We start from the raw sequence: 21,300 nt of genomic DNA, 5'->3' as shown, positions 1-21,300 counted from the left end.
GCACCCCTTCCCATGAATCTCTCCCGTTCAGGCCTGCGCCCGGTGTGGACCGCCCTGCGCGCCATGGCCGTCCTCACCCTGGCCCTGGGCCTTGCCTATCCGCTGGCCGTCACCGGCGTCGGCCAGCTGGCGTTCGCGGCCCGCGCCAACGGTTCCGTCGCCGAGGTCCGGGGCGTCCCGGTCGGGTCGACCCTGATCGGCCAGCCCTTCACCGACGACGCCGGCGAGCCGCTGCCCGAATGGTTCCAGCCCCGGCCGAGCGCCGCCGGTGACGGGTACGACGCCGGCGCGTCCGGCGGCAGCAACCTCGGCCCGGAGAACCCTGAGCTGGCGGCGGCGATTTCCGAACGCCGCGCCCAGGTCGCGCAGTTCAACGGCGTCGATCCCGATCAGGTCCCGGTCGATGCCCTCACTGCCTCCGCTTCCGGGCTCGACCCGCATATCAGCCCCGAATACGCTCTGCTGCAGGCGGCGCGGGTGGCCTCGGCGCGCGGACTGGACGAGGCGCGGGTCCGCGGCCTGGTCGAGGAGCACTCCAAAGCACGGGACCTGGGCTACCTTGGGGAACCGACCGTGAACGTGCTGGAACTGAACATCGCCCTCGACGGGCTGGAGGACTAAGGAATGAAACGAGGGCGGCTGCGGGTGCTCCTCGGCGCCGCCCCCGGCGTCGGCAAGACCTACACCATGCTCGAGGAGGGCAGGCGGCTGGCCGACGAGGGAACCGACGTGGTGGTCGCGGTCGTGGAGACCCACGGCCGCGCCGCCACGGCCGCCATGGCGCAGGGCCAAGAGGTGATCCCCCGTCGGACCGCGGTGCACCGCGGCGTCGAGCTGGCGGACCTGGACCTCGACGCCGTCCTGGCCCGCCGTCCGCAGCTCGCCCTGGTCGATGAGCTGGCGCACACCAATGCGCCCGGCGGCCGGCACGCCAAGCGCTGGCAGGACGTGCTGGAGCTGCTGGAGGCGGGGATCGACGTGATCTCGACGGTCAACATCCAGCACATCGAGTCCCTCAACGACGTCGTGGAGGAAATCACGGGGATTCCCCAGCGGGAGACGGTTCCCGACCAGGTGCTGCGCGGGGCGGACCAGATCGAGGTGGTGGACCTGGCGCCGCAGGCGCTGCGTGACCGGTTGGCCGCCGGACGCGTCTATCCGGCCGAGCGGATCGATGCGGCCCTGTCCAACTACTTCCGGCTGGGCAACCTCACCGCCCTGCGCGAGCTGGCGCTGCTCTGGCTGGCCGACGAAGTGGACAGCGCGCTGCAGCACTACCGGGAGGAACACGGCATCCGCGGCCGGTGGGAGACCCGCGAGCGCGTGGTGGTTGCCCTGACCGGCGGCCCGGAAGGCGAAACGCTGATCCGGCGCGGTGCCCGGATCGCCGCCCGCACGGCTGGCGGGGAGCTGCTCGCCGTCCACGTCACCGGGCAGGACGGCCTGCGCGAGGCCCACCCTGATGCCCTGGCCCGCCAGCGGTCCCTGGTGGAGAAACTCGGCGGCACCTACCACCAGGTGGTGGGGGCCGACGTGCCGCATGCCCTGGTCGAGTTCGCCTCCGGCGCCAACGCCACCCAGCTGGTGATCGGGGTCAGCCGCCGCGGGAGGCTGTCCGCAGCGCTCAGCGGGCCCGGCATTGGGGCCACCGTCATCCGGGAGTCCGGGGACATCGACGTCCACATCGTCAACCACTCCGCTGCGGGCGGCGGCATCTGGCTGCCCCGGCTCGGCGGCGCGCTTACCGTTCGCCGGCGGCTGCTCGGCTTCGCGCTGGCCCTGGCGGCCGGGCCGCTGCTGTCCTGGCTGCTGGTCTCGTTCCGCAGCGCGGAATCCATCACGAGCGACGTCCTCGCCTACCAGCTGCTGGTTGTCGTCGTCGCCCTGGTCGGCGGCATCTTCCCGGCGCTCTTCGCCGCCCTGCTCTCCGGCATCACCCTGGATTTCCTGTTCGTCGAACCACTGCACACGATCACGGTCGATGAACCCATCCACATGCTGGCGCTGGGCCTGTACGTGCTCAACGCCGTGCTGGTCAGCTACGTCGTGGACCAGGCCGCACGGCGCACCCGCACCGCGCGCCGCGCGGCGGCCGAGTCGGCGCTGCTCGCCACGATCGCGGGGAACGTCCTGCGCGGGCAGGAGGCACTGCCCGCCCTGCTCAGCCGCACCCGGGAGGCGTTCGGCTTCACCGGCGCCCGGGTGCTCGTCGACGGGCGCGTGGTCGCTGGCGACGGGGAGCCGGGACCGCACGACGCCGCCACAGTGATTCCGGCGGGCCCGCACGCCGTCCTGGAACTGCATGGCGGCGAACCCGAGGCTTCGGAGCGCCGGCTCCTCGGCGTCATCGCCGCGCAGGTGGACGCCGCCCTGGAACACGCCGACCTTGAGGCCGCTGCCCGCGGCATCGGCCCGCTGGCCGAGGCTGACCGGGTGCGCAGCGCGCTGCTCTCCGCGGTCAGCCATGACCTGCGCCGGCCCCTGGCCTCCGCGGCCGCGGCGGTCGGCGCCCTGCGCTCCCCCGATGTGTCCTACTCCGCCGCGGACCGTGACGAGCTGCTGGCGACCGCCGAGGAGAGCCTGACGGCGCTGGCCGACCTGGTGACCAACCTGCTGGACGTCACCCGGGTGCAGGCCGGCGTCCTCGGCATCGCACTGGCACCGGTGGAGGCCGACGACGTCATCCTGCCGGCGCTGGACGAACTGCAGTTGGGCCCGGGGAAGGTCGAACTCGACCTGGCCCAGGAGCTCGCGCCGCTGCTGGCCGACCGGGTCCTGCTGCAGCGGGTGGTCGTGAACCTGCTCGCCAACGCCGTCCGCTTCGCCCCCGACGGCACGAAGGTCCGCATCAACACCAGCGCCTTCGGCGGCACCGCGGAGATCCGGATCATCGACCACGGTCCCGGGATTGAGCCGGAACGGCGGCAGGACATCTTCGTGCCGTTCCAGCGCCTGGGCGACACGGACAACCTGACCGGTCTCGGCCTCGGACTCGCCCTGTCCAAGGGCTTTACCGAAGGCATGGGCGGCAAGCTCGACGCCGAAGACACCCCGGGCGGCGGCCTTACCATGGTCATCTCCCTCCCTACCTGCCAGGACGGCGAATGAAGATCCTGATTGCCGACGACGACCCGCAGATCCTGCGGGCGCTGCGGATCACCCTCACAGCCCGCGGCTATGCCGTCGTCACCGCGGTTGACGGCGCCGGGGCGGTCAACGCCGCCGTCGAGCAGCACCCCGACCTGTTCATGATCGATCTGGGACTGCCCGGGCTGGACGGACTGGATGTCATCCACGCGCTGCGGGGCTGGAGCCAGGCGCCCATCCTGGTCGTCTCGGGCCGGGCCGGGGCGGCGGACAAGGTCGACGCACTTGATGCGGGCGCGGACGACTACGTCACCAAGCCGTTTTCCGTTGATGAGCTGCTGGCCCGGATCCGGGCGCTCAGCCGCAGGGTGCCGCAGGCGGACCCGGCCCCGGTGGTGCGGGTGGCGGACCTGACGATCGACCTGGCGGCGCGGAGCATCACGCGGCAGCACGAAGGCGCAACGGAATACATCCGGCTCACGCCCACTGAGTGGGAGGTGCTGGCCATGCTGGTGCACAACGCCGGCCGGCTGGTGACCCGCCAGGACCTGCTGCGCCGGATCTGGGGATCGGAACACATTACGGACACCGGCTACCTGCGCCTGTATATTGCCCAGCTGCGGAAGAAGCTCGAACCCGATCCGCAGCGTCCGCGCTACCTGCTGACCGAGGCGGGGATGGGCTACCGGTTCCAACCAACCCCGGCCTGATCGTGCGCGGTCGACAACGCACCGCGACGAGGAATGGGTGCCCCCGGCAGGATTCGAACCTGCGACCAGCTGATTAGAAGGCAGCTGCTCTATCCCCTGAGCTACGGAGGCGACTCGTCGATGATACTACGGGCACGTTCGGCTGCCGCAGCCGGCCGTTCCGGCCACGGGAACGGGCGGGGCAGGCGGAGCGCGGCCGGAACGGGACCTGAAAACCCGGCGGGGCCCCCGGCCGTAAAAACTCTCCCAGAAAAAATCCATGCATCTGCATCCGTTTTTGCTGTGACGCCGGTAACAGGGGTGTCAGCAAAAACAGAAACCGCTCCCAGGGGCGGTCCGCCAAAGGAGACCCCGATGCGCAAGTCCATCTCGTTCCTCGCCGCCGCCGGCACCGTCGCTGCCGTTGGATTCATGACCCCTGCCTCCGCTGCGGAGGGCGACGCCCAGCTGTCCGTGCTCCACGGGGTGCCGGACACGGTCGTCGACGTCTACGTCAACGGCGCCCTCACCCTGGACGACTTTGCCCCCGGCACGCTGGCCGGCCCCCTGCCCCTGCCGGCCGGCACCTATGAACTGGCCATCACCGCCCCCGACGCCGCTGATGCCTCCGCTCCGATCATCGGCCCGGTCTCCGTTGACCTCGCCGCCGGGATGGATTACACCGCGACGGCCAACCTGGACGCCTCCGGCCAGCCCACAGCGAACGTGTTCACCAATGACACCTCGATGATCGAGGCCGGCAAGTCCCGGCTGACGGTGCGCCACGTGGCAGCCGCCCCGGCAGTCGACGTCCTCGCCAACGGCAGCCCCGTGATCAGCGGTCTGGAGAACCCGATGGAAGAGGTCCTGACCGTTGATCCCGGAACCATCTCCGCTTCGGTGGCGGCAGCCGGCACCACCGAGCCCGTGATCGGCCCGGCCGACCTGAACCTGCCCGAAGGCACCAACACCATCGTGTACGCCTGGGGTTCCCTCGAGGACGGCAACCTGGCCCTGGCCACCCAGTCCGTGACCGGAATGCACTCCTCGCCGAGCGCCGTGCCGGGTGCCCTGGAAGCCGGGGACAACAGTGCCGGCAGCGCCGTCGCCGCCACCGCCGCGGCCGGCCTGCTCGCCGTCGGCGGCGCCCTGGCGCTGTTCCGCCGCAGCCGGGCCGCCGAGACCGCCGGCCGCTAAGGCCCTGCCGGCATCGGGCCGGCGTCCGCCCTGCTTCCTGCAGGCCGGACGCCGGCCCGGCACCTCGTCCCCGCCCACGGGCCCGACCACCGACGCAGGAGCAGCACCCCATGAACTCTTCCCGGCCCCGCCTTTCCCAAGCAACCGGCCTCATCCTGGCCTCGGCAGCGGTCGCCCTGGGCGCTGTTTCCTGCTCGACGTCCGCCCAGCCCCCGGCCGCGCCGGTCCAGTCCAGCGGCCCGACGTCGTCCTCCGTCACCGCGGGACCTGCGGTCCCGGAGCCGGCCACGGCGCCGGCACCGGACAGTGTTCCGGTCCGCGACGCGGCTCCGACGCCGGAGATCTCCCGCCCGGCCCCGGTCCGGGTACAGATCGAGGAAATCGGGCTCGACCTGGAAGTGGTGCCCACCGGGGTCCGCGATGACGGCGAGATGGTCCTGCCCGACAACCACCGCCAGGCGGGCTGGTACCGGTACGGACCGCCTCCGGGTTCCCCCGCCGGCTCCTCCGTCCTGGCGGCCCACCTGGACACCGGCACCGAGGCCCTGCCCATCGCCCGGCTCGACGAGGTGCGGCCCGGCACCGTCGTGACGGTGACACGGTCGGACGGAAGCACGGTCCGGTACGCGGCAGGATCCGTGGAGCAGATCGCCAAGCGGGACCTGAACTCCGGGGAGCTCTTCGACCGAAGCGGAGAACCGCTGCTGAAACTGGTGACATGCGGCGGCGAGTATGTGGAGGCGGACGACGATTATGCGGATAACATTGTCCTCACGGCGGCGCCGCTCCCCTGAGGAGGACGTGCACCGTGACCATGAGTGACACCGCTGCGCAGCTGCCGCCGGTGCCCTTCCACCGCAGGAGAACGCAACCCATGGCCCTCGGCCCCTCCGTGACGGATGACGCGCTGGGCAGCGCCTTCCGTGACGGGGACGAGGCGGCCCTGGCCGAGGCGTACCGGCGTCATGCGCCCCTCATCCGGGCTCTCGCCGTCCGGCGGCTGGGCGACACCGGGGCCGCGGCGGACGACGCCGTGCAGGAGGTCTTCATCCGCGCCTGGCGCTACCGCGGCGGCTACCGCCCTGACGCAGCACCGCTGGCGGGCTGGCTCGTGGGCATCACCCGCAACGTCGCCGCCGACCTGACATCCGCACGGATGAAAGAGGCGGACACCATCGACAGCGTGGCCGGCGAACCGCCTCGTGCGGCCGACGCGGAGTCTGATCCGGACCGGGTGGCGGACCGGCTGGTGCTCGAAGCCGAGCTGCACCGGCTGGGCGATCCCCAGGCGGCCATCCTGCGGCTGGCCTTCCACGAGGACCTGACCCACCAGCAGATTGCCCACCGGCTCCGGCTGCCCCTGGGCACCGTGAAGAGCCACATCCGACGGGGACTGATTCAACTGAGACAGCGATTGGAGGCCAGCGATGCGGCACCTGCATGAGGAAACGCTGTCCCTCCTGGCCCTGGGCGAACCGGCCTCCGCCGAGGAACAGGCCCATCTCGACTCCTGCCCGCAATGCACCGGCGAGCTGGCCGCTTTCGACCGCGTCGTCGCCGTCGGCCGGAGCACCGCCCCCGGCGGCAGCGGCCTGCCCGCCGATGAATACCCGCCCTCCTCCGTCTGGGAGGGGATCCACCGGACCCTGAACCTGTCCGACGCCGTGCGGGAGGACCCGGCGCACCGCGGCGGACCCGCCGGCAGTGCCGCCGACGGTGCCGACGACAACGGTGCCGACGGCGCCGACGTCATCGACCTCCAGGCCCGCCGGCGCGGGGCAGCACCGCTCCGGGCGGGCGGCCCTGAACCTGCCGGGGCATCGACCCGGCCGGGGGCCGGACGCCCAGCGCGGAGCGCACGCCGCTGGCTGCCGGCGGCCGCCGCTGCCGCCGCCGTCCTGGCCGGCGCAGCTGTCTGGGGCACTGTGCAGGCCCTGAACCGGGAACCGGAAACGCTCGCCGCAGCCGATCTGCAGCCGCTGCCGGCCTATCAGGAGACCGGCCGCGCCGAAGTGGACCGGCTGCCTGACGGGCGCCGGGAGCTGGTGGTCCGGGCCAGCGGAACCGATGCCGCCGGATACCGTGAGGTGTGGCTCCTGGCTCCGGACGCGCAGTCCATGGTCAGCCTCGGCACCATGGAAGGTACCGAGGCGCGCTTCCCGCTGCCGGAGGACCTCGACCTGGACAGCTACCCGGTCGTCGACATCTCCGATGAGCCCTTCGACGGCAACCCCGCCCATTCCGGCGACTCGATCCTGCGCGGCGAGCTGGAGCTCTAGCCCGTGCACGTCGCGGCCGTCCGGGAACGGGCGGCGGAGCTGCTGCCGGCCTGGTGGGACCGACTGGCCGCGGGATTCGCCCGCGTCGAACCGCCGGAGGTTCCCCTGTGGCTGCCGGCGGCGGTTGTGGCCGCCGCCGTCCTGCTGTCCGTGCCGCGCGTCAGCTGGCGGTGGTTCGGCCTGCTGGTGACGTTCGTCCACGAACTCGGCCATGCCTTCGCCGCGCTCAGCACGGGCCAGCGGCTGCGCGGGATCGAACTGCGCTTCGACCACTCGGGGCAGGTCCGCAGCCTGGGCCGCGGCCGGGCGTCCGCGGCCTGGGCCGGCTTCTGGGGCTATCCCGCCCCTGCCGTTGCGGGCGCGGCCTTCACCGCGGCCGCCCTGACCGGCTGGGCGCCGGCGGCGCTGTCCGCCTCGGCGCTGATACTCCTGGCGGCCCTGCTGTTCATCCGCAATGTACACGGTGCAGTGATCGCGGTGGGCTGCGCGGCCTCCGCCGTGCTGCTGGTGTGGTTCAGCACGCCCCCGGCCACCGCCCTCGTGTGCCTCGTCCTGGGCCTGGCCCTGCTGGTGGGCGCGGTGCGGGACTGGTTCAAGGTGCTGCGGCTCCATCTGCGCCCGGGGACGCCGAACGCCTCGGACGCCTGGATCCTGGCCCGGCGCACACGGTTCCCGGCCTTTGGCTGGCTGGCCCTCTTCGCGGTGGTGATCGCTGCGGGATGGGCTGCAGCGGCGCTGGCCTACCTCGGCAGCGTCCGGGCGTAGCCGCCCTTCCCGCCGGCGTTCGCCCCGGGTCCGGCCCGGCCGTCAGGCCGGGAAGGTCACCCTGAGTTCAAGCCGGTGCTGGCCGTCGGGCAGCTGCGAAAACACCGCCTGCCCGGCCATTCCGGCGAGCTGACCGGTGCCGGAGCCGGGAATGATGTGCCCGGAGCTGGCGGTCGCCTCCCCTTCGGCGAGGCCCCAGTGCTGGATCACCACGGTGCCCTCACGGCCGGCGATCCGCCCGGCGAAGACCTCCGACGCCACGTAACCCGCGCCGACGGCGTTGCCGGCCATGATCAGGTCCGCGACCGAGGTTCCCACGATGTCGCCCTCGAAGATCTTCCGGGCGCGGACGGTGGACAGCTCGCTGTTGGTTCCCTCCACCTGGTAGGCGGTCGGTTCCCACTCCGAGACTTCAAAATCGGCGACAATCTGCACTTCAGTTCCCTCGGTCATCCCTCCAGTATTCCGTGTCCCGCCCGTGATTGCATTCCGCGCGCCGCCCGCCGGTAGCCTTGACGCTGTACCTGCAGCCGAATCTGCAGGTATTTCCGCGTCTAAGGAGAGCCGTCCCCGCATGTCCGCTGAACCGACTCCGGTTTCCTTCCTTCGCCGCCGGTCCGTGCTGTGGCCGGCCTTTTTCCTGGTGCACGGCGGCATTCTGGCGGTGCTTGCGCCGATGATGCTCTCCGGGGATGTGCTCAGCGATGTGCGCTTCTACCGCGAATGGGCCTTCGATGCGCTGCAGGGCGAACCCCGGGGCATTGTTTCGGACTGGGTCTACCCGATCGGGGCCCTGGCACCCATGCTGCTGGCCGGGCTGGGCGGCTGGGGCGGGTACATGTTTGCCTGGTTCCTGCTCTTCGCCTGCCTGAACGCCGCGGCGTTCGCGCTGCTGACCGCCCGGCCGACGCCGCGCAGGACGGCGGCGGCGTACTGGTGGCTGGCGGCGACGGCGCTGCTGGGCCCGGTGGCCGTGGGCCGCATCGACGGGCTGACGGTTCCGCTGGTGATCATCGCCCTGCTGCTGTTGGAGCGGCGGCCGGTCGTGGCGTCGGCGCTGCTGGCGGCGGCGACATGGATCAAGGTCTGGCCGGCCGCCGTCATCCTGGCACTGCTGGTGGCCTGGCGCCGGCGGCTGACCCTGCTGGCCGCCGGCGCCGCGGTATCCGTCCTCATCGCTGCGGCAGTCGCCGCGGCCGGCGGCCTGCGCCACCTGCTGAGCTTCATCGGCGCGCAGGGGGACCGCGGAATGCAGCTGGAAGCTCCCTTCACCACGCCCGGCCTGTGGCAGGCCATCCTGGGTCGCTCCGACGCCCACATCTTCGAGGACGTGGTGATCAATACCCGTGAAGTCCGCGGCGCGCTGGGCGAACCGGTCGCGGCGCTGATGACGCCGCTGCTCGCCGCCGCCGCCGTCGCCGTCGCCCTGCTGCTCATCTGGGCGCTGCGGCGCGGCGTACCGGAACGTGAGCTGATCGCAGCCGGTGCCCTGGCCCTGGTCAGCGCCTTCATTGTCTTCAACAAGGTGGGCTCGCCGCAGTTCATGCTGTGGCTGGTGGCCGTCACCGCCGTCGGGCTGGCCTGGGAGGGCCGCGCCTGGCGGTTCCCCGCCTGGCTGATGCTCGGCGTGGCCGCCCTGACCACCCTGGTCTACCCGCTCTTCTACCAGGCCCTGTACGAGGACCTGAACACCGCCGTCGCCGTCCTGCTGACGGTGCGCAACGGCGCCCTGCTGGTGCTCTTCGGCTGGGCGCTGGCCCGGATCGTCTCCCTGGCCCGGGCAGCGCGGGTCAGCGGACCCGCAGCTCTCCCGGCGCAGGATCGGTGAGCTTCTTCCGGAACAGGGTCTTGGTCTTCGGATCCAGGAAGATCAGGTAGAGGGCGAAGGCAAGGGCCGTCACCACCGCGATCTGCCGGGCGGCGGAAAGGCTGAACTCGAAGTAGGGCCAAATGTCCAGCTGGTCGCTGATCGCGTACACCATAAAGAAGGACACGATCAGGTAGAGCGTCTTGGCCTGCCAGTCGCTGCGGATGCCGGTCACGGCGAACAGCGGGATCAGCCACACCACGTACCAGGACTGGATCATGGGGGCCAGGAACACGATGGCCGCGAAGCCGAGCGTGAGCCGGCGCACCAGCCGGCCGTGGTCGCCCACGAACATCAGCCAGACCACGATCGCCACGGAGGCGATCCGCCCGACAGTGTGCACGACGTCGGCCATCCCCCAGCCCGGCAGGCCCACCGAGTTGCCCAGGGTGGCGACCACCAGTCCGAGGAAACCGACCGGCGCGTACCAGATCCAGACGCTGCCGGGCGTGCTCAGGGCTCCGACCCAGCCGAAGCCGAAGCCGTTGATCAGGCCCATCACGGCCAGGATGGCCAGCGACAGTCCGGCGGTCAGGAACCAGTAGCCGAAACGCCGCTTCCAGCTGGCCCCCTTGCCCGCCCACAGCAGGCCGATGAAGGGCAGGAACACCAGGGTGATCGGCTTGATCCCCACGGACAGCGTCACCAGCAGCACGCCCAGCAGGCCGCGGCGGGTCGCCGCGAAGTACAGGCCCACGAGCGCCAGGCCGATCATGAGCGCGTCGTTGTGGATCGCAGCGATGAAGTTGGCCAGGAACAGCGGGTTCGCGGCGGTCAGCCACAGCGCCCGGTTGGGATTGATGCCGTGCAGTTCGGCCAGCCGCGGCACCACCCAGATGCACATCCCCACGCCGATGAGCGCGATCAGCCGGAAGAGCAGGATGGAGAACTCGGTCTGCCCGCCGGTGATCATCACCACGAGCTCCTCCAGCCAGAGGAACACCGGGCCGTAGGGGGTGGGGCTCAGCGCCCACAGGTCGTCGGCGCCGATCTGCAGGTAGTTGTTGATCTGCGCGTACCCGTCCTTGTACGGGTTCAGGCCGCTCACCATCACCAGCCCCTGGGCGATGTAGGCAAACACGTCCCGGCTGAACAGGGGCAGGCAGACGCACATCGGCGCACCCCAGGCGACGACGGCGCGGAGCACGACGGGCCGGGAGTCCGGGCCCCAGGATCCCATCCGCTGCCCCAGCCGAAGCCAGGACCGGACCAGCAGCATGCCGCCCACGGCGAGCATGACGACGGAGAACACGGCCCCGGCCGGCTCGAACCGCATCCAGATGATCAGGGGCATCCGCCGCAGCTCGGTGGAGGCCAGCGACAGCCAGCCGACGCCGAGGGAACCGACGAGCATCATCATCGAGCCCACGAAACCCTGGAGGATGGCCACATTGGGTCGGTCGGGGGCATCCTTGGCCGGAATCGACGGCTCAGTCGCCGGCACAGGGGCGGTCATCTGCATGGTTCCAATCGTCGGCTGGCTGGTCTTCCGAACGGCTCACCGGCATCACAGCCGAAGCCGGCGCACTGGTAAGGCAGGTCGGGCCAGGCACGATGAGCACCGTCCTAGCCAAGATACCAGCCTGTTCCCGGCAACGATCCCCGGCGGGCCGGGCGCGGCGGCGCCTGAGTGGCGGGGGCCGCCTTATAGACTGGGCTCGGTTTTGGACCGACAAGTGCAAGGGCGGTAATGGCTGTGGGGCGCCATCGTGCAGAGGCCGGGCAGGCAGGCAACGAAGACCGGCGACGCGCCGCGGGAGGCAGCGGCCGCCGGCGGCGGTCCACCAAGCCGGCACCGCCGTCGGCGGCCGCCGGGACGCGGCGGGCAGCGGCCCGCGCCGGACAGCGGCCGCAGCGACCCCGACGGGACCCTGATCTGGCGCTCTGGGGCATCTTCCTCGGCGTCGTGACCTACGCCGCCTCCACCCGCACCGACATCGATCCGGCGGCTGGGGCAGGCACCGCATTCCTGGTGACCGCGGTCTTCGCCGCCATCTGGTGGTTCGGCGGCCGGGACCGGCCGGCGGATTCCGAATCACCGGCGGCGGCCGCCTCCCGGGAGGACTCCTCCGCCGCCGGGGCCGACGGCGCAGTCCCGGTGGCTGCCGAGCCGACCAGCGCGTCCAGCGCCGGATCGTCAACCGCCGAACCGGCCGGCGTCGGATCCGCCGCCCCCGCCGCAGGCCCCGGAACCGCGCCCGATCCGAGGCGACAGGACACCGCCGGTCATCCGCCCGTCCCGCAGCACCAGGGCGCGCCGGTCGAACCGTTGCCGTGGGACGCCGCCGCGACCCGTCGGGGCCGGCGCCGCGCCGACGCGGGGCACCAGGCCGCCGCGGGCGACGGGCCCAGCCGCTGGACCCGGGCCTTCGGGCCGCCCGAGACCGGATCACTTCCGCTGCAGCAGTACGTGCCCACCGGGCCGCTGCCGATCATCATCGCCGACCCCGAGGCCCTCGACGGGCGCCAGCGCAGCCACTCCAGCAGCTGACCGGGCCCCGCAGCGGGTGCGGCGGGCCGAGGCGGTACATTGGTGGGGTGCCGATTTCAAGTGAACGCATTGTCTGGATCGATTGCGAAATGACGGGGCTCGACATCTCCCGTGACGCCCTGATCGAGGTGGCTGTCCTCGTGACGGATGCCGAGCTCAACGTGCTGGGCACGGGAGTGGATGTCGTGATCCGCCCCGATGACGAGGTTCTCGCCGGCATGGGCGATTTCGTCCGCGAGATGCACACGACCTCCGGGCTGCTCAAGGAGCTGCCGGGCGGGATGAGCATGGCCGAGGCCGAGGCCGAGGTCATCGAATACATCACCGCCTGGGTTCCGGAGCCGAAGAAGGCCCAGCTCGCCGGCAACTCGGTGGGGACCGACCGCCAGTTCCTCGCCCGGGACATGCCCGAGGTCATCGCCCACCTCCACTACCGGGTCATCGATGTCTCCACGATCAAGGAGCTGGCCCGCCGCTGGTACCCCCGGGCCTACTTCCAGGCCCCGGCGAAGCACGGCGGCCACCGGGCGCTCGGCGACATCCGCGATTCCATCAATGAGCTTCGTTACTACCGGGAGGCGGTCTTCGTGCCCGCGCCCGGGCCGGATTCCGCGACCGCGAAGAAGATTGCGGCTGCACTGGCTGCCGAGCCGCAGGGTTAGCTCCGTCACATTTGCCGCGCCGGGGCTCCGGATGCGCAGAAGCGGTCAAAAAACCGTGTAAGCTGGATTGCGCTGCTCCAGTGAGGGAAACCGATGCGGAGCACATGGTGGGTATAGCTCAGTTGGCAGAGCGCCTGGTTGTGGTCCAGGAGGTCGCGGGTTCAAACCCCGTTACTCACCCCGAAATGGGACGCCGGTACACCGGCCCCTCAGGCCGCCTCGGATATATCCGGGGCGGCCTTTTCCATGTGGTTCACTGGAACTGCTGATCAACGAGGAGGCACGGGCACGTGTTACGCAGTCTGTTCGATGAGGACCATGAACTGTTCCGCGAGCTGGCACGGGAATTCAACGACCGGGAGGTCGCTCCCCACTACGCCGACTGGGACCGTGAGCACATGATGCCCCGCCGGCTCTGGAAGGCGGCCGGCGAGCAGGGCCTGCTCGGCCTGGCGGTGCCCGAGGAATACGGCGGCGCCGGCATGCCGGACTACCGGTACCGGGTTGTCCTGGACGAGGAGTTCGCCCGCGCCGGCCACCTCGCCGTCGGCCTCGCCTTCCACCTCCACGATGATCTGGTCCTGCCCCACCTGCTGGCCTACGGGTCCGAGGACCTCAAGCAGCGCTGGCTGCCCGGCATGGTCTCCGGTGACATCGTCACCTCCGTCGCCTGGACCGAGCCCGGAGCCGGCAGCGACCTGCGCGGCATCCGCACCCGCGCCGTCCGCACCGAGGACGGGGACTGGCTGCTCACCGGGCAGAAGACGTTCATCGGCAACGGCATCAGCGGCGACGCCGCGCTGGTCCTGGCCCGCACCGACGGCGGCAGCGGGCGCGGCGGAAGCGGTTCCTTCAGCATGTTCATGGTCGGCAAGACCGAGGGGTACTCCACCGGCCGGCAGCTGGACAAGATGGGCCTGAAGGCCTCGGACACCGCTGAGCTCTTCTTCGACAACGTCCGCGTGCCGGCCGGAGACCTGGTGGGCGAGGAAGGCCGCGGACTGGAGTACGCCGCCGGCCAGCTGCCCCAGGGCAGGCTGGCCATCGCCGTGGCGGCCTCAGCGGTCTCCCGCGCGGTCTACGACGCCACCGTGCGCTACACGGGCGAACGCACCGCCTTCGACGCCCGAATCATGGACTTCCAAGCCTCCCGGTTCACGCTGGCCGAGCTCCTCACCGAGGTGGAGGTCACCGAAGCCTACGTCGATGCGGCCGTCCGCGCCTTCAACGACGGCGCACTCGATCCCGTCTCCGCCGCCAAGGCCAAGCTCTGGGCAGCCGAGCGGGCCAAGACGATCACCGACCGGTGCCTGCAGCTGCACGGCGGGTACGGGTACATCATGGAATATCCCGTGGCCCAGGCCTTCCTGGCCGCCCGGCTGCTGACCATCTTCGGCGGCACCAGCGAAATCATGAAGGAGGTCATCGGGCGCGACATCGCCCGCTGACCCCGCCTCACTGCACAAAGGACTCCCCCACATGGCCATCCGCCCCATCGTGATCCACGGCGAGCCGGTCCTGCACCGCCGCGCCGTCGAGGTCGCCGCCTTTGACGAGGATCTGCGCTCCCTCGTCGCCGATATGTACGAGACGATGGACGCAGCCCACGGCGTCGGCCTCGCTGCACCGCAGATCGGCGTCGGCCTGCGGATCTTCACCTTTGACTACCCCAACGACGACGACGCGCCGGACCGCGGCGTGCTCGTCAACCCGGTGCTGGTGACCTCAAAGGTCCCCGGCTCCGCCCCGGACCCCGACGAGCACACGGAAGGGTGCCTCTCGGTTCCCGGTGAGGCCTTCCCCCTGCAGCGCGCCGCCTGGGCCCGCGTGACCGGTTTCGACGAGGCCGGCCGCCCGGTCGACTTCGAGGCGACGGGCTGGTTCGCCCGGGTGATGCAGCACGAATACGACCACCTGGACGGCAAGGTGTACGTGGACCGGCTGACCGACCGCTGGGCCCGCGCGGCGAAGAAGGCCGTCCGCGGCAACGGCTGGAACGTTCCGGGCCTGGCTTGGATGCCGGGCGTGGACCCGGACCCCTTCGGCCACTGACGCCCGGCCCAGGCGGTACGCGAAAAGCCCCGCTCCCTTCCGGGAGCGGGGCTTTTATGTTCTCGGTCCTGCCTCGGCGTCAGCTGACGACGGCGGCCAGTTCCTCGGCCTTCGGGAAGGCGGGCGGGTTGACGTGCGCCATCTCCTCGAGGACCCGGACCACCTGGCAGGAGTACCCGAACTCGTTGTCGTACCAGACGTAGACGACGGCGTTGGTGCCGCTGCAGATGGTCGCCAGGCCGTCAACGATGCCGGCGCGGCGGGAGCCGACGAAGTCGGTGGAGACGACCTCCGGCGAAGCGATGTAGTCGATCTGCTTGTGCAGGTCGGAGTTCAGCGACACCTCCCGCAGGAACGTGTTCAGTTCATCCTTGTCCGTGGGCTGCTCCAGGTTCAGGTTCAGGATCGCCATCGAGACGTCGGGGGTGGGCACGCGGATGGCGTTGCCCGTGAGCTTGCCGCCCAGTTCGGGCAGCGCCTTGGCCACGGCCTTGGCCGCGCCGGTCTCGGTGATGACCATATTCAGCGCCGCGGAGCGGCCGCGGCGGTCACCCTTGTGGAAGTTGTCGATCAGGTTCTGGTCGTTGGTGAACGAGTGCACCGTTTCCACGTGCCCGTGGACGATGCCGAAGCGGTCGTTCAGCACCTTCAGCACGGGAGTGATCGCGTTGGTGGTGCAGGACGCGGCGGAAAGGATCCGGTCCTCGTCGGTGATCACCTGGTGGTTGATGCCGTGGACGATGTTCTTCAGGTCGCCCTTGCCCGGGGCCGTGAGCAGCACCCGCGCCACGCCCTTGGACTGCAGGTGCTGGGACAGGCCCTCCTCGTCGCGCCAGCGGCCGGTGTTGTCCACCACGATCGCGTCATTGATGCCGTACGCGGTGTAGTCGACGGAGGCCGGGTCGTTCGAGTAGATGACCTGGATCAGGGTGCCGTTGGCGAGGATGGTGTTGTTCTCCTCATCGACGGTGATGGTCCCGTCGAAGGCGCCGTGCACCGAGTCGCGGCGCAGCAGGCTGGCGCGCTTGACGATGTCGTTCTCCGAGCCCTTGCGCACCACGATCGCGCGCAGCCGCAGGCCGTGCCCGCCGCCTGCGTGCTCGATCAGGATCCGGGCCAGCAGCCGGCCGATCCGGCCGAAGCCGTACAGCACGACGTCGGTGCTGGTGCGCTCGTCCGCGCCGCCGCGGCCGACGACGTCGGCCAGCTCCGCGCGGAGGAAGGCCTCAAGGTCGGCGCCCTCGCCGAGCTCCTTGTACTTGGTCGCCAGGCGGGCCAGGTCAATGGACGAGGCGCCGAGGTCCAGGCCGGCCAGGGCCTCCAGGACAGGGTAGGTCTCCGCCAGCGGCAGCTCGGTGTCGTCGATCTGGCGCGCCCAGCGGTGCGCCTTCTGGATTTCGATCACGGAGCGGTTCACCAGGCTCCGGCCGTGCACCGAGGTGACAACACTGTTCTCACGGTACAGCCGCCCGATGAGCGGAATCATGGCCTCCGCGAGGGCCACCCGGTCCATCCAGGTTTCCAGGCAGGTCTCGGACTTCTGGCTCACAGATCTTCACATCCTTATCTCAGCCGGCACAGCTCCGTGCCGGTTGGTTTGCACCGCGGGCGTCACCGCCCGCAGCCGGGCCAAGCCCGTCACAGCAGTGTTCTCCCGTTTCGTCCTTCGCAGGGAAGGCAGGACCACTACCAGTGTATTGCGGCCCACATTCGTGACCGCTTCGTGTTGCGAGACATTTATCACAGCGGGCTTCCGGTGGCCTGCTGTGCGTCAGCGGCGGGCTCGAGCTCCTCCAGGTGGCGGATGCCGCGAAGCGGGCCGAACACGGCCAGCAAGGGAGCGGTGAGCGCCACGCAGAGCCCGACGAACACGGCCTCCCGGACGCCGAGCAGGGTGGCCAGCGTGCCGCCGGCGAAGGCGGCCACCGCGAGCATGCCCCAGCTGACCATCCGGTTCGCGGAGCTGAGCCGGCCCATCATCCACGGCGGGCAGACGCGCTGGCGGAAGCTGGTGGAGACGACGATGTTCTGGGAGATGAAGAAGCCGGTGACGAACAGCCCGGCGATGCCTGGCAGCATGCCCCATCCGGGGGTCATGAACAGGAGGCTGGCATAGCCGGCCGCCGCGGGAAACAGCGAGTAGCGCCACACCCGGCCGGAGCCCAGCCGCGCGGTGGCCCGCTTGACGGTGAGTCCGCCCAGGGTTCCGCCCACGGCCAGGGCCGCGGTCACCACGCCCAGCATGAGCGGCGATTCCCCGATGGTGCGGACGACCAGCAGCACCAGCACGGAAGCCATGATGTTCCCGCCCAGGTTCCACAGCGCACCGACGCAGAGGAGCACGCGGAGCGGTGCGGTGCTGAGGGCGTAGCGCAGCCCGTCGCCCATTTCCCGGCCCAGGCGGCGCCCGGCGGGGGGCCGGGCAGCTTCCTGAACTTTGAGCGACGCCACAGCCAGCAGCGCGGCGACGGAGGCTGCCACCTGGACCAGCAGGGCATTGGAAGCCCCCCACGCCTGGGTCAGCCACCCGCCCAGCGCCCGCCCGGCGGCGTCGGCGGAAGCGCCGGACCCGGTCATCAGGCCGTTGCCCTCCACCAGGTCCTCGCGGTCCACGGCCCGGGGCACCAGGGCCGCCTCGGCCAGAGTGAAGAAGACTGCGGCCAGGCCGGCCAGGAAGGACACGGCAAACAGGTGGGCGAGGCTCAGCGCGTCGAGCCAGTACGCCGCGGGCAGCGACGCGAGCAGCAGGATCCGCGCCGCCAGGGAGCCGATGATCAGCGGCCGGCGGCGGTAGCGGTCCACCAGCGCCCCGATGGGGAGACCGAAAAGGAGCCAGGGAAGATAACCGATGCCCGCCAGCGCGGCCACTGCGAAGTTGCCGGCGTCCAGCTCGACCGCAGCGATCAGCGGCAGCGCGACGGCGGCCACCGACGTACCCAGGAGGCCTGCCGTGGAGGAGATCCACAGCGCCCGGAAGTTGGCGTTCCGGGCCAGGAGGTGCTTGTCGCTCGTGCGGGACATTGCCACAGGATAGCCGAGGGGCCCGTCAGGCACTCGGACGCAGCGCCGCATGCAGATGCATGTACCCGAAAACGGCCCGCATCTTTGCCTGAAGTGTTGCAGCGGGCCCGGTGGGGCCGCATAATCCCGCCGATCTGCCCGCAGCTGCCTCGGAAGGGCCGCCCGCGGAGGCGGGGGCAGGGACGGGCTGGCCGATAAGCCGGGTTTTGTACGGCGGTTCCGTTACCGGATCCGCCGCGGCAATCATCCATCTCGGGGCGCCGTTGCCGGCGTCCTCCAGCGGCCTACCCGGACGCTCGGGCGGGCAGCCCTCGAACGCGTCCTGTCTGGCCTTGCTCCGGGTGGGGTTTACCTAGCCGCCCCGGTCACCCGGGGCGCTGGTGGTCTCTTACACCGCCTTTTCACCCTTACCGTGCGGCATTGCCGACGGCGGTCTGTTTTCTGTGGCACTGTCCTGCGGGTTTCCCCGAGTGGGCGTTACCCACCACCCTGCCCTGCGGAGCCCGGACTTTCCTCGGCGGGTGCCCCTGCGGGCCCCGACGCGATTGCCTGGCCAACCCGTCCCTGCCGTCAATGCTACCGATAAAATCGACTGGTGCTGATTCTGCTGCCCCCGTCCGAAGGCAAGACCGCTCCCGCGGCCGGCCCCCGCTTCGACTACTCCGCCCTGCGTTTCCCTGAGCTGAGCCCCGCCCGCGAGCTGGTGCTCAACGAGCTGGCACGCGTCAGCGCCTCCCCCGACGCGCTGCAGGTGCTCAAGGTCGGCGCCTCGCTTGCGGGGGAGGTGGCCCGGAACACCCGGCTCGCCGAGGAGCCGACGGCGCCGGCCCACGCGGTGTATTCGGGGGTGCTGTACGACGCGCTGGGCTACGGCACCCTGCCGCCGGAGGCACGGGAGCGCGCGGACCGGCAGGTGCTGGTGGTCTCGGCCCTGTGGGGAGCGCTCGGATTCGCGGATCCGATTCCCGCGTACCGGCTCTCCATGTCCGCGCGGCTGCCCGAAACGGGTGCGCTGGCGGCGTTCTGGAAGCGGCAGCTCTCCGGCGTCCTGGACAAGCACGCCGACGGCCGGCTGGTCGTGGACTGCCGCTCCAGCACCTACGCCGCGGCGTGGGCGCCGGATCCGGCCTCCGGCACGGCGGTCAACGTGTTCCAGATCCGCAACGGCGAGCGGAAGGTGGTCTCCCACTTCGCCAAGCACACGCGCGGCGAGCTGGCCCGCCACCTGCTGGCCCGCAGCGGTCCCGAACCGCGCACGCCCGGGGAGCTGCTGGCGGCCGCCGCGGAGAAGTGGCAGGCCGAGCTGCTGCCGCCGGCCGGCCGCAAACCACATCAGCTGAACCTGATCCTGCCCGAGGACGCGGTCTTCACCCGCTGACCTCCCGAGCCGGGCACCGGGCAGGACGGGCAGTGCCGCCGGAGCCGCCCGGCACCGGAGGCGCGCCCTCAGCCGGCGGCCACCAGCTCCACTTCGAAGCCGTCGGCGTTCTCCAGGTAGGCGGCGTAGTGCTCCGGCCCGCCCGCGTGCGGGTACCGGTCCGCGAAGAGCTGCGTCCAGCCGTGGCTGGCGGCGCGGCGGGCCAGCAGGTCCACCTCATGCCTGGTTCCGGCCGTGAAGGCCAGGTGGTTCACGCCCGGCCGGCGCCGTTCATGGGCGGTGTCGACGACGTCGGGGCCAGCTTCCAGCACGATGTATCCGTCGGCGCCGTTCCAGCGTCGTCCGGTGGCCCATGTATCCCCGGGAGTGAAGCCCAGGCGCTCCAGCAGCCAGCCCAGCGACTTCTCCGCCGCGGCGAGGTCGCGGACCCAGACTTCGACGTGATGTAGCCGCCCGGTCGGGGCGGGCGGAGCCGGGACGTCCTCCGGCCGCGCCGGAACGGCGGAAGCGTCCGGAGAGGCGGTGTCGCCCCCATCCGGAGCGGTGCCGCCGGCGGGGCTGGAGCCGACCGGCCCGGGCGAGCCTTTCCTCGGCTGCCAGGGCACGCCGGCGATTCCGGCGTCCATCGCTTCGTTGGACAGCCGGTCGGCGTCCTTGTTCTTCTCGCGGGGAATCCACTCGTATTTAACACGCTGCGGATCGACCATGGACCTGGCCTGCTGCGCGAGCCGGCGCATGTCCTCGTGCTTGATCTTCCACCGTCCGCTCATCTGTTCCACGACGAGCTTGGAGTCCATCTTCACCAGGATCCAGCAGCCGGGGTCGATGGCGTGGGCCATCCGCAGTCCGGCGACCAGGCCGGAGTATTCGGCGACGTTGTTGGAGGCGATGCCCACATACTGCGCCTCTTCGGCGATGATGCGGCCGGTGTCCGGGTCCCGGACCAGTGCGCCGTAGCCGGCGTGGCCGGGGTTGCCGCGGGACCCGCCGTCGGCTTCCACCACCAGGATCCTGCCGCCCGGCGCCGGGGCGGCGGCGGGCTCGTGTTCAAACAGCGTCACTGCTCAGCTGCCCCATTCCGCGGAACGGACCAGGATGCACCCGGAGTCGGGGCAGAAGACGACGTCGTCCTCAGCGGCACGGCGGATGTCGGCGAGGTCGCCGGGGCTCAGCTGCATGCCCGAGCCTTCCGATGAGCCGTGGAACAGCCGCGCGGCGCCGACGCCGTGCCGGTCCAGGGTCTTTTCGTACAGGGCCAGCAGGCCCGGCTCGAAGGTTCCGGCGAGTCCGCTGCGCTGCTCCAGCGCAGCGTTTTCCTCGACGCGGATGCGCTCGAGTTCGGCGTCGCGGGCCTGTTCAAGTGCGGCCAGCTCCCCGGCGGCACGGTCGAGCACCTGGTGCGCCGCGCCTGCGGTACCGCGCAGCTCCTCCAGCCGCTCCATCGCCTCAAGCTCCACATCCTCCAGGTCCGAACGCCTTCGGGTGAGGGACTCGATCTCGTGCTGCAGCGCGGTGAGGTCCTTGGAGGTGCCCGTTCCGGAATCGAGCCGGGCCTGGTTGCGCTCGAGCCGGGCCGTGACGGCGGCGACGTCGTCCTCCGCCTTGGTGATCTCCCGCTCGGCGGCGGTAACGGCGCCGTCAGCTTCGGCTGCCGCGCTCCGGGCCTCGTCCCGGCGCTCCTGCGCCGCGGCGATTTCCGGGTTGCCGGCGGCCGCCCGCGCTTCGCTGCGCAGCTTGCGGATCCGGCTGTCCAGGGCCTGCAGGTCCAGCAGCCGCAGCTGCTCGGCCGGTGATGCTTTTGCCACGTGTACC

At 71.0% G+C, this 21,300-nt stretch carries 20 protein-coding genes, 2 tRNA genes and 1 other RNA gene; 15 read left to right on the top strand and 8 right to left on the bottom strand.

Features of this window, described 5'->3' with window-relative positions:
* Positions 1 to 12: 12 nt before the first annotated feature.
* From kdpC to AC5RUW_RS04665, 3 genes are read left to right on the top strand one after another with little or no spacing between them, the layout of a single operon-like run.
* Positions 13 to 621 carry a potassium-transporting ATPase subunit KdpC gene (kdpC, locus tag AC5RUW_RS04675; RefSeq protein WP_494159636.1) on the top strand — a complete coding sequence of 203 codons (609 nt, stop codon included), beginning with the start codon at positions 13 to 15 and terminating at the stop codon, positions 619 to 621.
* 3 nt (positions 622 to 624) lie between these two features.
* The gene (locus AC5RUW_RS04670) at positions 625 to 3,108 is read left to right on the top strand and encodes a sensor histidine kinase (protein ID WP_494159635.1); all 2,484 of its coding nucleotides are present in this window, start codon (positions 625 to 627) and stop codon (positions 3,106 to 3,108) included.
* A complete protein-coding gene (locus AC5RUW_RS04665; RefSeq protein WP_494159634.1) occupies positions 3,105 to 3,797 on the top strand; it encodes a response regulator in 693 nt (230 codons plus the stop codon). Before AC5RUW_RS04670 ends, AC5RUW_RS04665 begins: the two co-directional genes overlap by 4 nt.
* Before the next feature lie 38 nt (positions 3,798 to 3,835).
* Here AC5RUW_RS04665 and AC5RUW_RS04660 read toward each other — a convergent pair.
* Positions 3,836 to 3,908 (bottom strand) — tRNA-Arg (locus tag AC5RUW_RS04660).
* A gap of 243 nt (positions 3,909 to 4,151) precedes the next feature.
* On the opposite strand from AC5RUW_RS04660, the gene AC5RUW_RS04655 reads away from it, so the two are divergent.
* The 5 genes from AC5RUW_RS04655 (at position 4,152) to AC5RUW_RS04635 (ending at position 8,017) form a co-directional block, all read left to right on the top strand.
* On the top strand, positions 4,152 to 4,973 hold the full coding sequence (locus tag AC5RUW_RS04655; RefSeq protein WP_494159633.1) for a DUF4397 domain-containing protein: 822 nt from the start codon (positions 4,152 to 4,154) through the stop codon (positions 4,971 to 4,973).
* A 110-nt stretch (positions 4,974 to 5,083) separates the two neighbouring features.
* Positions 5,084 to 5,767 (top strand): class F sortase, encoded by a 684-nt coding sequence (locus AC5RUW_RS04650; protein ID WP_494159632.1) that lies wholly within the window; start codon positions 5,084 to 5,086, stop codon positions 5,765 to 5,767.
* Between the two features lie 20 nt (positions 5,768 to 5,787).
* On the top strand, positions 5,788 to 6,417 hold the full coding sequence (locus AC5RUW_RS04645) for an RNA polymerase sigma factor (RefSeq protein WP_494160189.1): 630 nt from the start codon (positions 5,788 to 5,790) through the stop codon (positions 6,415 to 6,417).
* Positions 6,401 to 7,252 (top strand): anti-sigma factor, encoded by an 852-nt coding sequence (locus AC5RUW_RS04640; protein ID WP_494159631.1) that lies wholly within the window; start codon positions 6,401 to 6,403, stop codon positions 7,250 to 7,252. The genes AC5RUW_RS04645 and AC5RUW_RS04640 overlap by 17 nt, the downstream gene beginning before the upstream one ends.
* A 3-nt stretch (positions 7,253 to 7,255) precedes the next feature.
* Positions 7,256 to 8,017, top strand: a complete 762-nt coding sequence (locus AC5RUW_RS04635) for a M50 family metallopeptidase (protein WP_494159630.1) — start codon at positions 7,256 to 7,258, stop codon at positions 8,015 to 8,017.
* Positions 8,018 to 8,059: 42 nt separating this feature from the next.
* Here the strand turns inward: AC5RUW_RS04635 and AC5RUW_RS04630 are convergent, their stop codons facing one another.
* Positions 8,060 to 8,470: a DUF3224 domain-containing protein gene (locus AC5RUW_RS04630; RefSeq protein WP_494159629.1), complete on the bottom strand. Its 411-nt coding sequence runs from the start codon at positions 8,468 to 8,470 to the stop codon at positions 8,060 to 8,062.
* Between the two features lie 121 nt (positions 8,471 to 8,591).
* Between AC5RUW_RS04630 and AC5RUW_RS04625 the strand changes: the two genes are divergently transcribed.
* Complete coding sequence (locus AC5RUW_RS04625) at positions 8,592 to 9,845, top strand: glycosyltransferase 87 family protein (RefSeq protein ID WP_494159628.1); 1,254 nt, start codon at positions 8,592 to 8,594, stop codon at positions 9,843 to 9,845.
* On the opposite strand, the gene mptB is transcribed toward AC5RUW_RS04625, so the two are convergent.
* The gene (gene mptB / locus AC5RUW_RS04620) at positions 9,808 to 11,340 is read right to left on the bottom strand and encodes a polyprenol phosphomannose-dependent alpha 1,6 mannosyltransferase MptB (RefSeq protein WP_494159627.1); all 1,533 of its coding nucleotides are present in this window, start codon (positions 11,338 to 11,340) and stop codon (positions 9,808 to 9,810) included. The two genes, AC5RUW_RS04625 and mptB, sit on opposite strands and share 38 nt — an antisense overlap.
* Before the next feature lie 240 nt (positions 11,341 to 11,580).
* Here mptB and AC5RUW_RS04615 point away from each other — a divergent pair, with 240 nt between their 5' ends.
* The 5 genes from AC5RUW_RS04615 to AC5RUW_RS04595 all read left to right on the top strand — a co-directional run bounded on the left by AC5RUW_RS04615 (position 11,581) and on the right by AC5RUW_RS04595 (position 15,089).
* The gene (locus tag AC5RUW_RS04615; protein ID WP_494159626.1) at positions 11,581 to 12,375 is read left to right on the top strand and encodes a hypothetical protein; all 795 of its coding nucleotides are present in this window, start codon (positions 11,581 to 11,583) and stop codon (positions 12,373 to 12,375) included.
* Positions 12,376 to 12,422: 47 nt separating this feature from the next.
* Positions 12,423 to 13,037 (top strand): oligoribonuclease, encoded by a 615-nt coding sequence (gene orn, locus AC5RUW_RS04610; protein WP_494159625.1) that lies wholly within the window; start codon positions 12,423 to 12,425, stop codon positions 13,035 to 13,037.
* 107 nt (positions 13,038 to 13,144) lie between these two features.
* A tRNA-His gene (locus AC5RUW_RS04605) sits at positions 13,145 to 13,217 on the top strand.
* Positions 13,218 to 13,327: 110 nt separating this feature from the next.
* The gene (locus tag AC5RUW_RS04600; RefSeq protein WP_494159624.1) at positions 13,328 to 14,485 is read left to right on the top strand and encodes an acyl-CoA dehydrogenase family protein; all 1,158 of its coding nucleotides are present in this window, start codon (positions 13,328 to 13,330) and stop codon (positions 14,483 to 14,485) included.
* A gap of 31 nt (positions 14,486 to 14,516) precedes the next feature.
* Positions 14,517 to 15,089, top strand: a complete 573-nt coding sequence (locus tag AC5RUW_RS04595) for a peptide deformylase (protein WP_494159623.1) — start codon at positions 14,517 to 14,519, stop codon at positions 15,087 to 15,089.
* A 79-nt stretch (positions 15,090 to 15,168) separates the two neighbouring features.
* Here the strand turns inward: AC5RUW_RS04595 and AC5RUW_RS04590 are convergent, their stop codons facing one another.
* From AC5RUW_RS04590 to rnpB, 3 genes are all read right to left on the bottom strand, one after another.
* Positions 15,169 to 16,638 carry a glyceraldehyde-3-phosphate dehydrogenase gene (locus AC5RUW_RS04590; RefSeq protein WP_494159622.1) on the bottom strand — a complete coding sequence of 490 codons (1,470 nt, stop codon included), beginning with the start codon at positions 16,636 to 16,638 and terminating at the stop codon, positions 15,169 to 15,171.
* Positions 16,639 to 16,829: 191 nt separating this feature from the next.
* Positions 16,830 to 18,110 carry an MFS transporter gene (locus AC5RUW_RS04585; protein ID WP_494159621.1) on the bottom strand — a complete coding sequence of 427 codons (1,281 nt, stop codon included), beginning with the start codon at positions 18,108 to 18,110 and terminating at the stop codon, positions 16,830 to 16,832.
* Between the two features lie 179 nt (positions 18,111 to 18,289).
* Positions 18,290 to 18,671, bottom strand: an RNA gene (gene rnpB, locus AC5RUW_RS04580) — RNase P RNA component class A.
* 34 nt (positions 18,672 to 18,705) lie between these two features.
* On the opposite strand from rnpB, the gene AC5RUW_RS04575 reads away from it, so the two are divergent.
* Positions 18,706 to 19,488, top strand: a complete 783-nt coding sequence (locus tag AC5RUW_RS04575; RefSeq protein WP_494159620.1) for a YaaA family protein — start codon at positions 18,706 to 18,708, stop codon at positions 19,486 to 19,488.
* A gap of 68 nt (positions 19,489 to 19,556) precedes the next feature.
* On the opposite strand, the gene AC5RUW_RS04570 is transcribed toward AC5RUW_RS04575, so the two are convergent.
* Together AC5RUW_RS04570 and AC5RUW_RS04565 are read right to left on the bottom strand one after the other, a co-directional pair.
* Positions 19,557 to 20,549 carry a reverse transcriptase-like protein gene (locus tag AC5RUW_RS04570; protein ID WP_494159619.1) on the bottom strand — a complete coding sequence of 331 codons (993 nt, stop codon included), beginning with the start codon at positions 20,547 to 20,549 and terminating at the stop codon, positions 19,557 to 19,559.
* Between the two features lie 3 nt (positions 20,550 to 20,552).
* Positions 20,553 to 21,293, bottom strand: a complete 741-nt coding sequence (locus tag AC5RUW_RS04565) for a zinc ribbon domain-containing protein (RefSeq protein ID WP_494159618.1) — start codon at positions 21,291 to 21,293, stop codon at positions 20,553 to 20,555.
* Positions 21,294 to 21,300: the final 7 nt, after the last annotated feature.

This window comes from Arthrobacter sp. Y3222053 (assembly GCF_059092805.1).
The sequence above is the reverse complement of the archived record's forward strand: the minus strand, read 5'-3'. Positions and strand labels throughout refer to the sequence as shown.

What these genes read in the sequence shown, in the direction of transcription:
- kdpC (WP_494159636.1), top strand. Translation starts at nt 13, where the DNA reads ATGAATCTCTCCCGTTCAGGCCTGCGCCCGGTGTGGACCGCCCTGCGC.
- AC5RUW_RS04670 (WP_494159635.1), top strand. Translation starts at nt 625, where the DNA reads ATGAAACGAGGGCGGCTGCGGGTGCTCCTCGGCGCCGCCCCCGGCGTC.
- AC5RUW_RS04665 (WP_494159634.1), top strand. Translation starts at nt 3,105, where the DNA reads ATGAAGATCCTGATTGCCGACGACGACCCGCAGATCCTGCGGGCGCTG.
- AC5RUW_RS04655 (WP_494159633.1), top strand. Translation starts at nt 4,152, where the DNA reads ATGCGCAAGTCCATCTCGTTCCTCGCCGCCGCCGGCACCGTCGCTGCC.
- AC5RUW_RS04650 (WP_494159632.1), top strand. Translation starts at nt 5,084, where the DNA reads ATGAACTCTTCCCGGCCCCGCCTTTCCCAAGCAACCGGCCTCATCCTG.
- AC5RUW_RS04645 (WP_494160189.1), top strand. Translation starts at nt 5,788, where the DNA reads ATGAGTGACACCGCTGCGCAGCTGCCGCCGGTGCCCTTCCACCGCAGG.
- AC5RUW_RS04640 (WP_494159631.1), top strand. Translation starts at nt 6,401, where the DNA reads ATGCGGCACCTGCATGAGGAAACGCTGTCCCTCCTGGCCCTGGGCGAA.
- AC5RUW_RS04630 (WP_494159629.1), bottom strand. Translation starts at nt 8,470, where the DNA reads ATGACCGAGGGAACTGAAGTGCAGATTGTCGCCGATTTTGAAGTCTCG.
- AC5RUW_RS04625 (WP_494159628.1), top strand. Translation starts at nt 8,592, where the DNA reads ATGTCCGCTGAACCGACTCCGGTTTCCTTCCTTCGCCGCCGGTCCGTG.
- mptB (WP_494159627.1), bottom strand. Translation starts at nt 11,340, where the DNA reads ATGACCGCCCCTGTGCCGGCGACTGAGCCGTCGATTCCGGCCAAGGAT.
- AC5RUW_RS04595 (WP_494159623.1), top strand. Translation starts at nt 14,517, where the DNA reads ATGGCCATCCGCCCCATCGTGATCCACGGCGAGCCGGTCCTGCACCGC.
- AC5RUW_RS04585 (WP_494159621.1), bottom strand. Translation starts at nt 18,110, where the DNA reads ATGTCCCGCACGAGCGACAAGCACCTCCTGGCCCGGAACGCCAACTTC.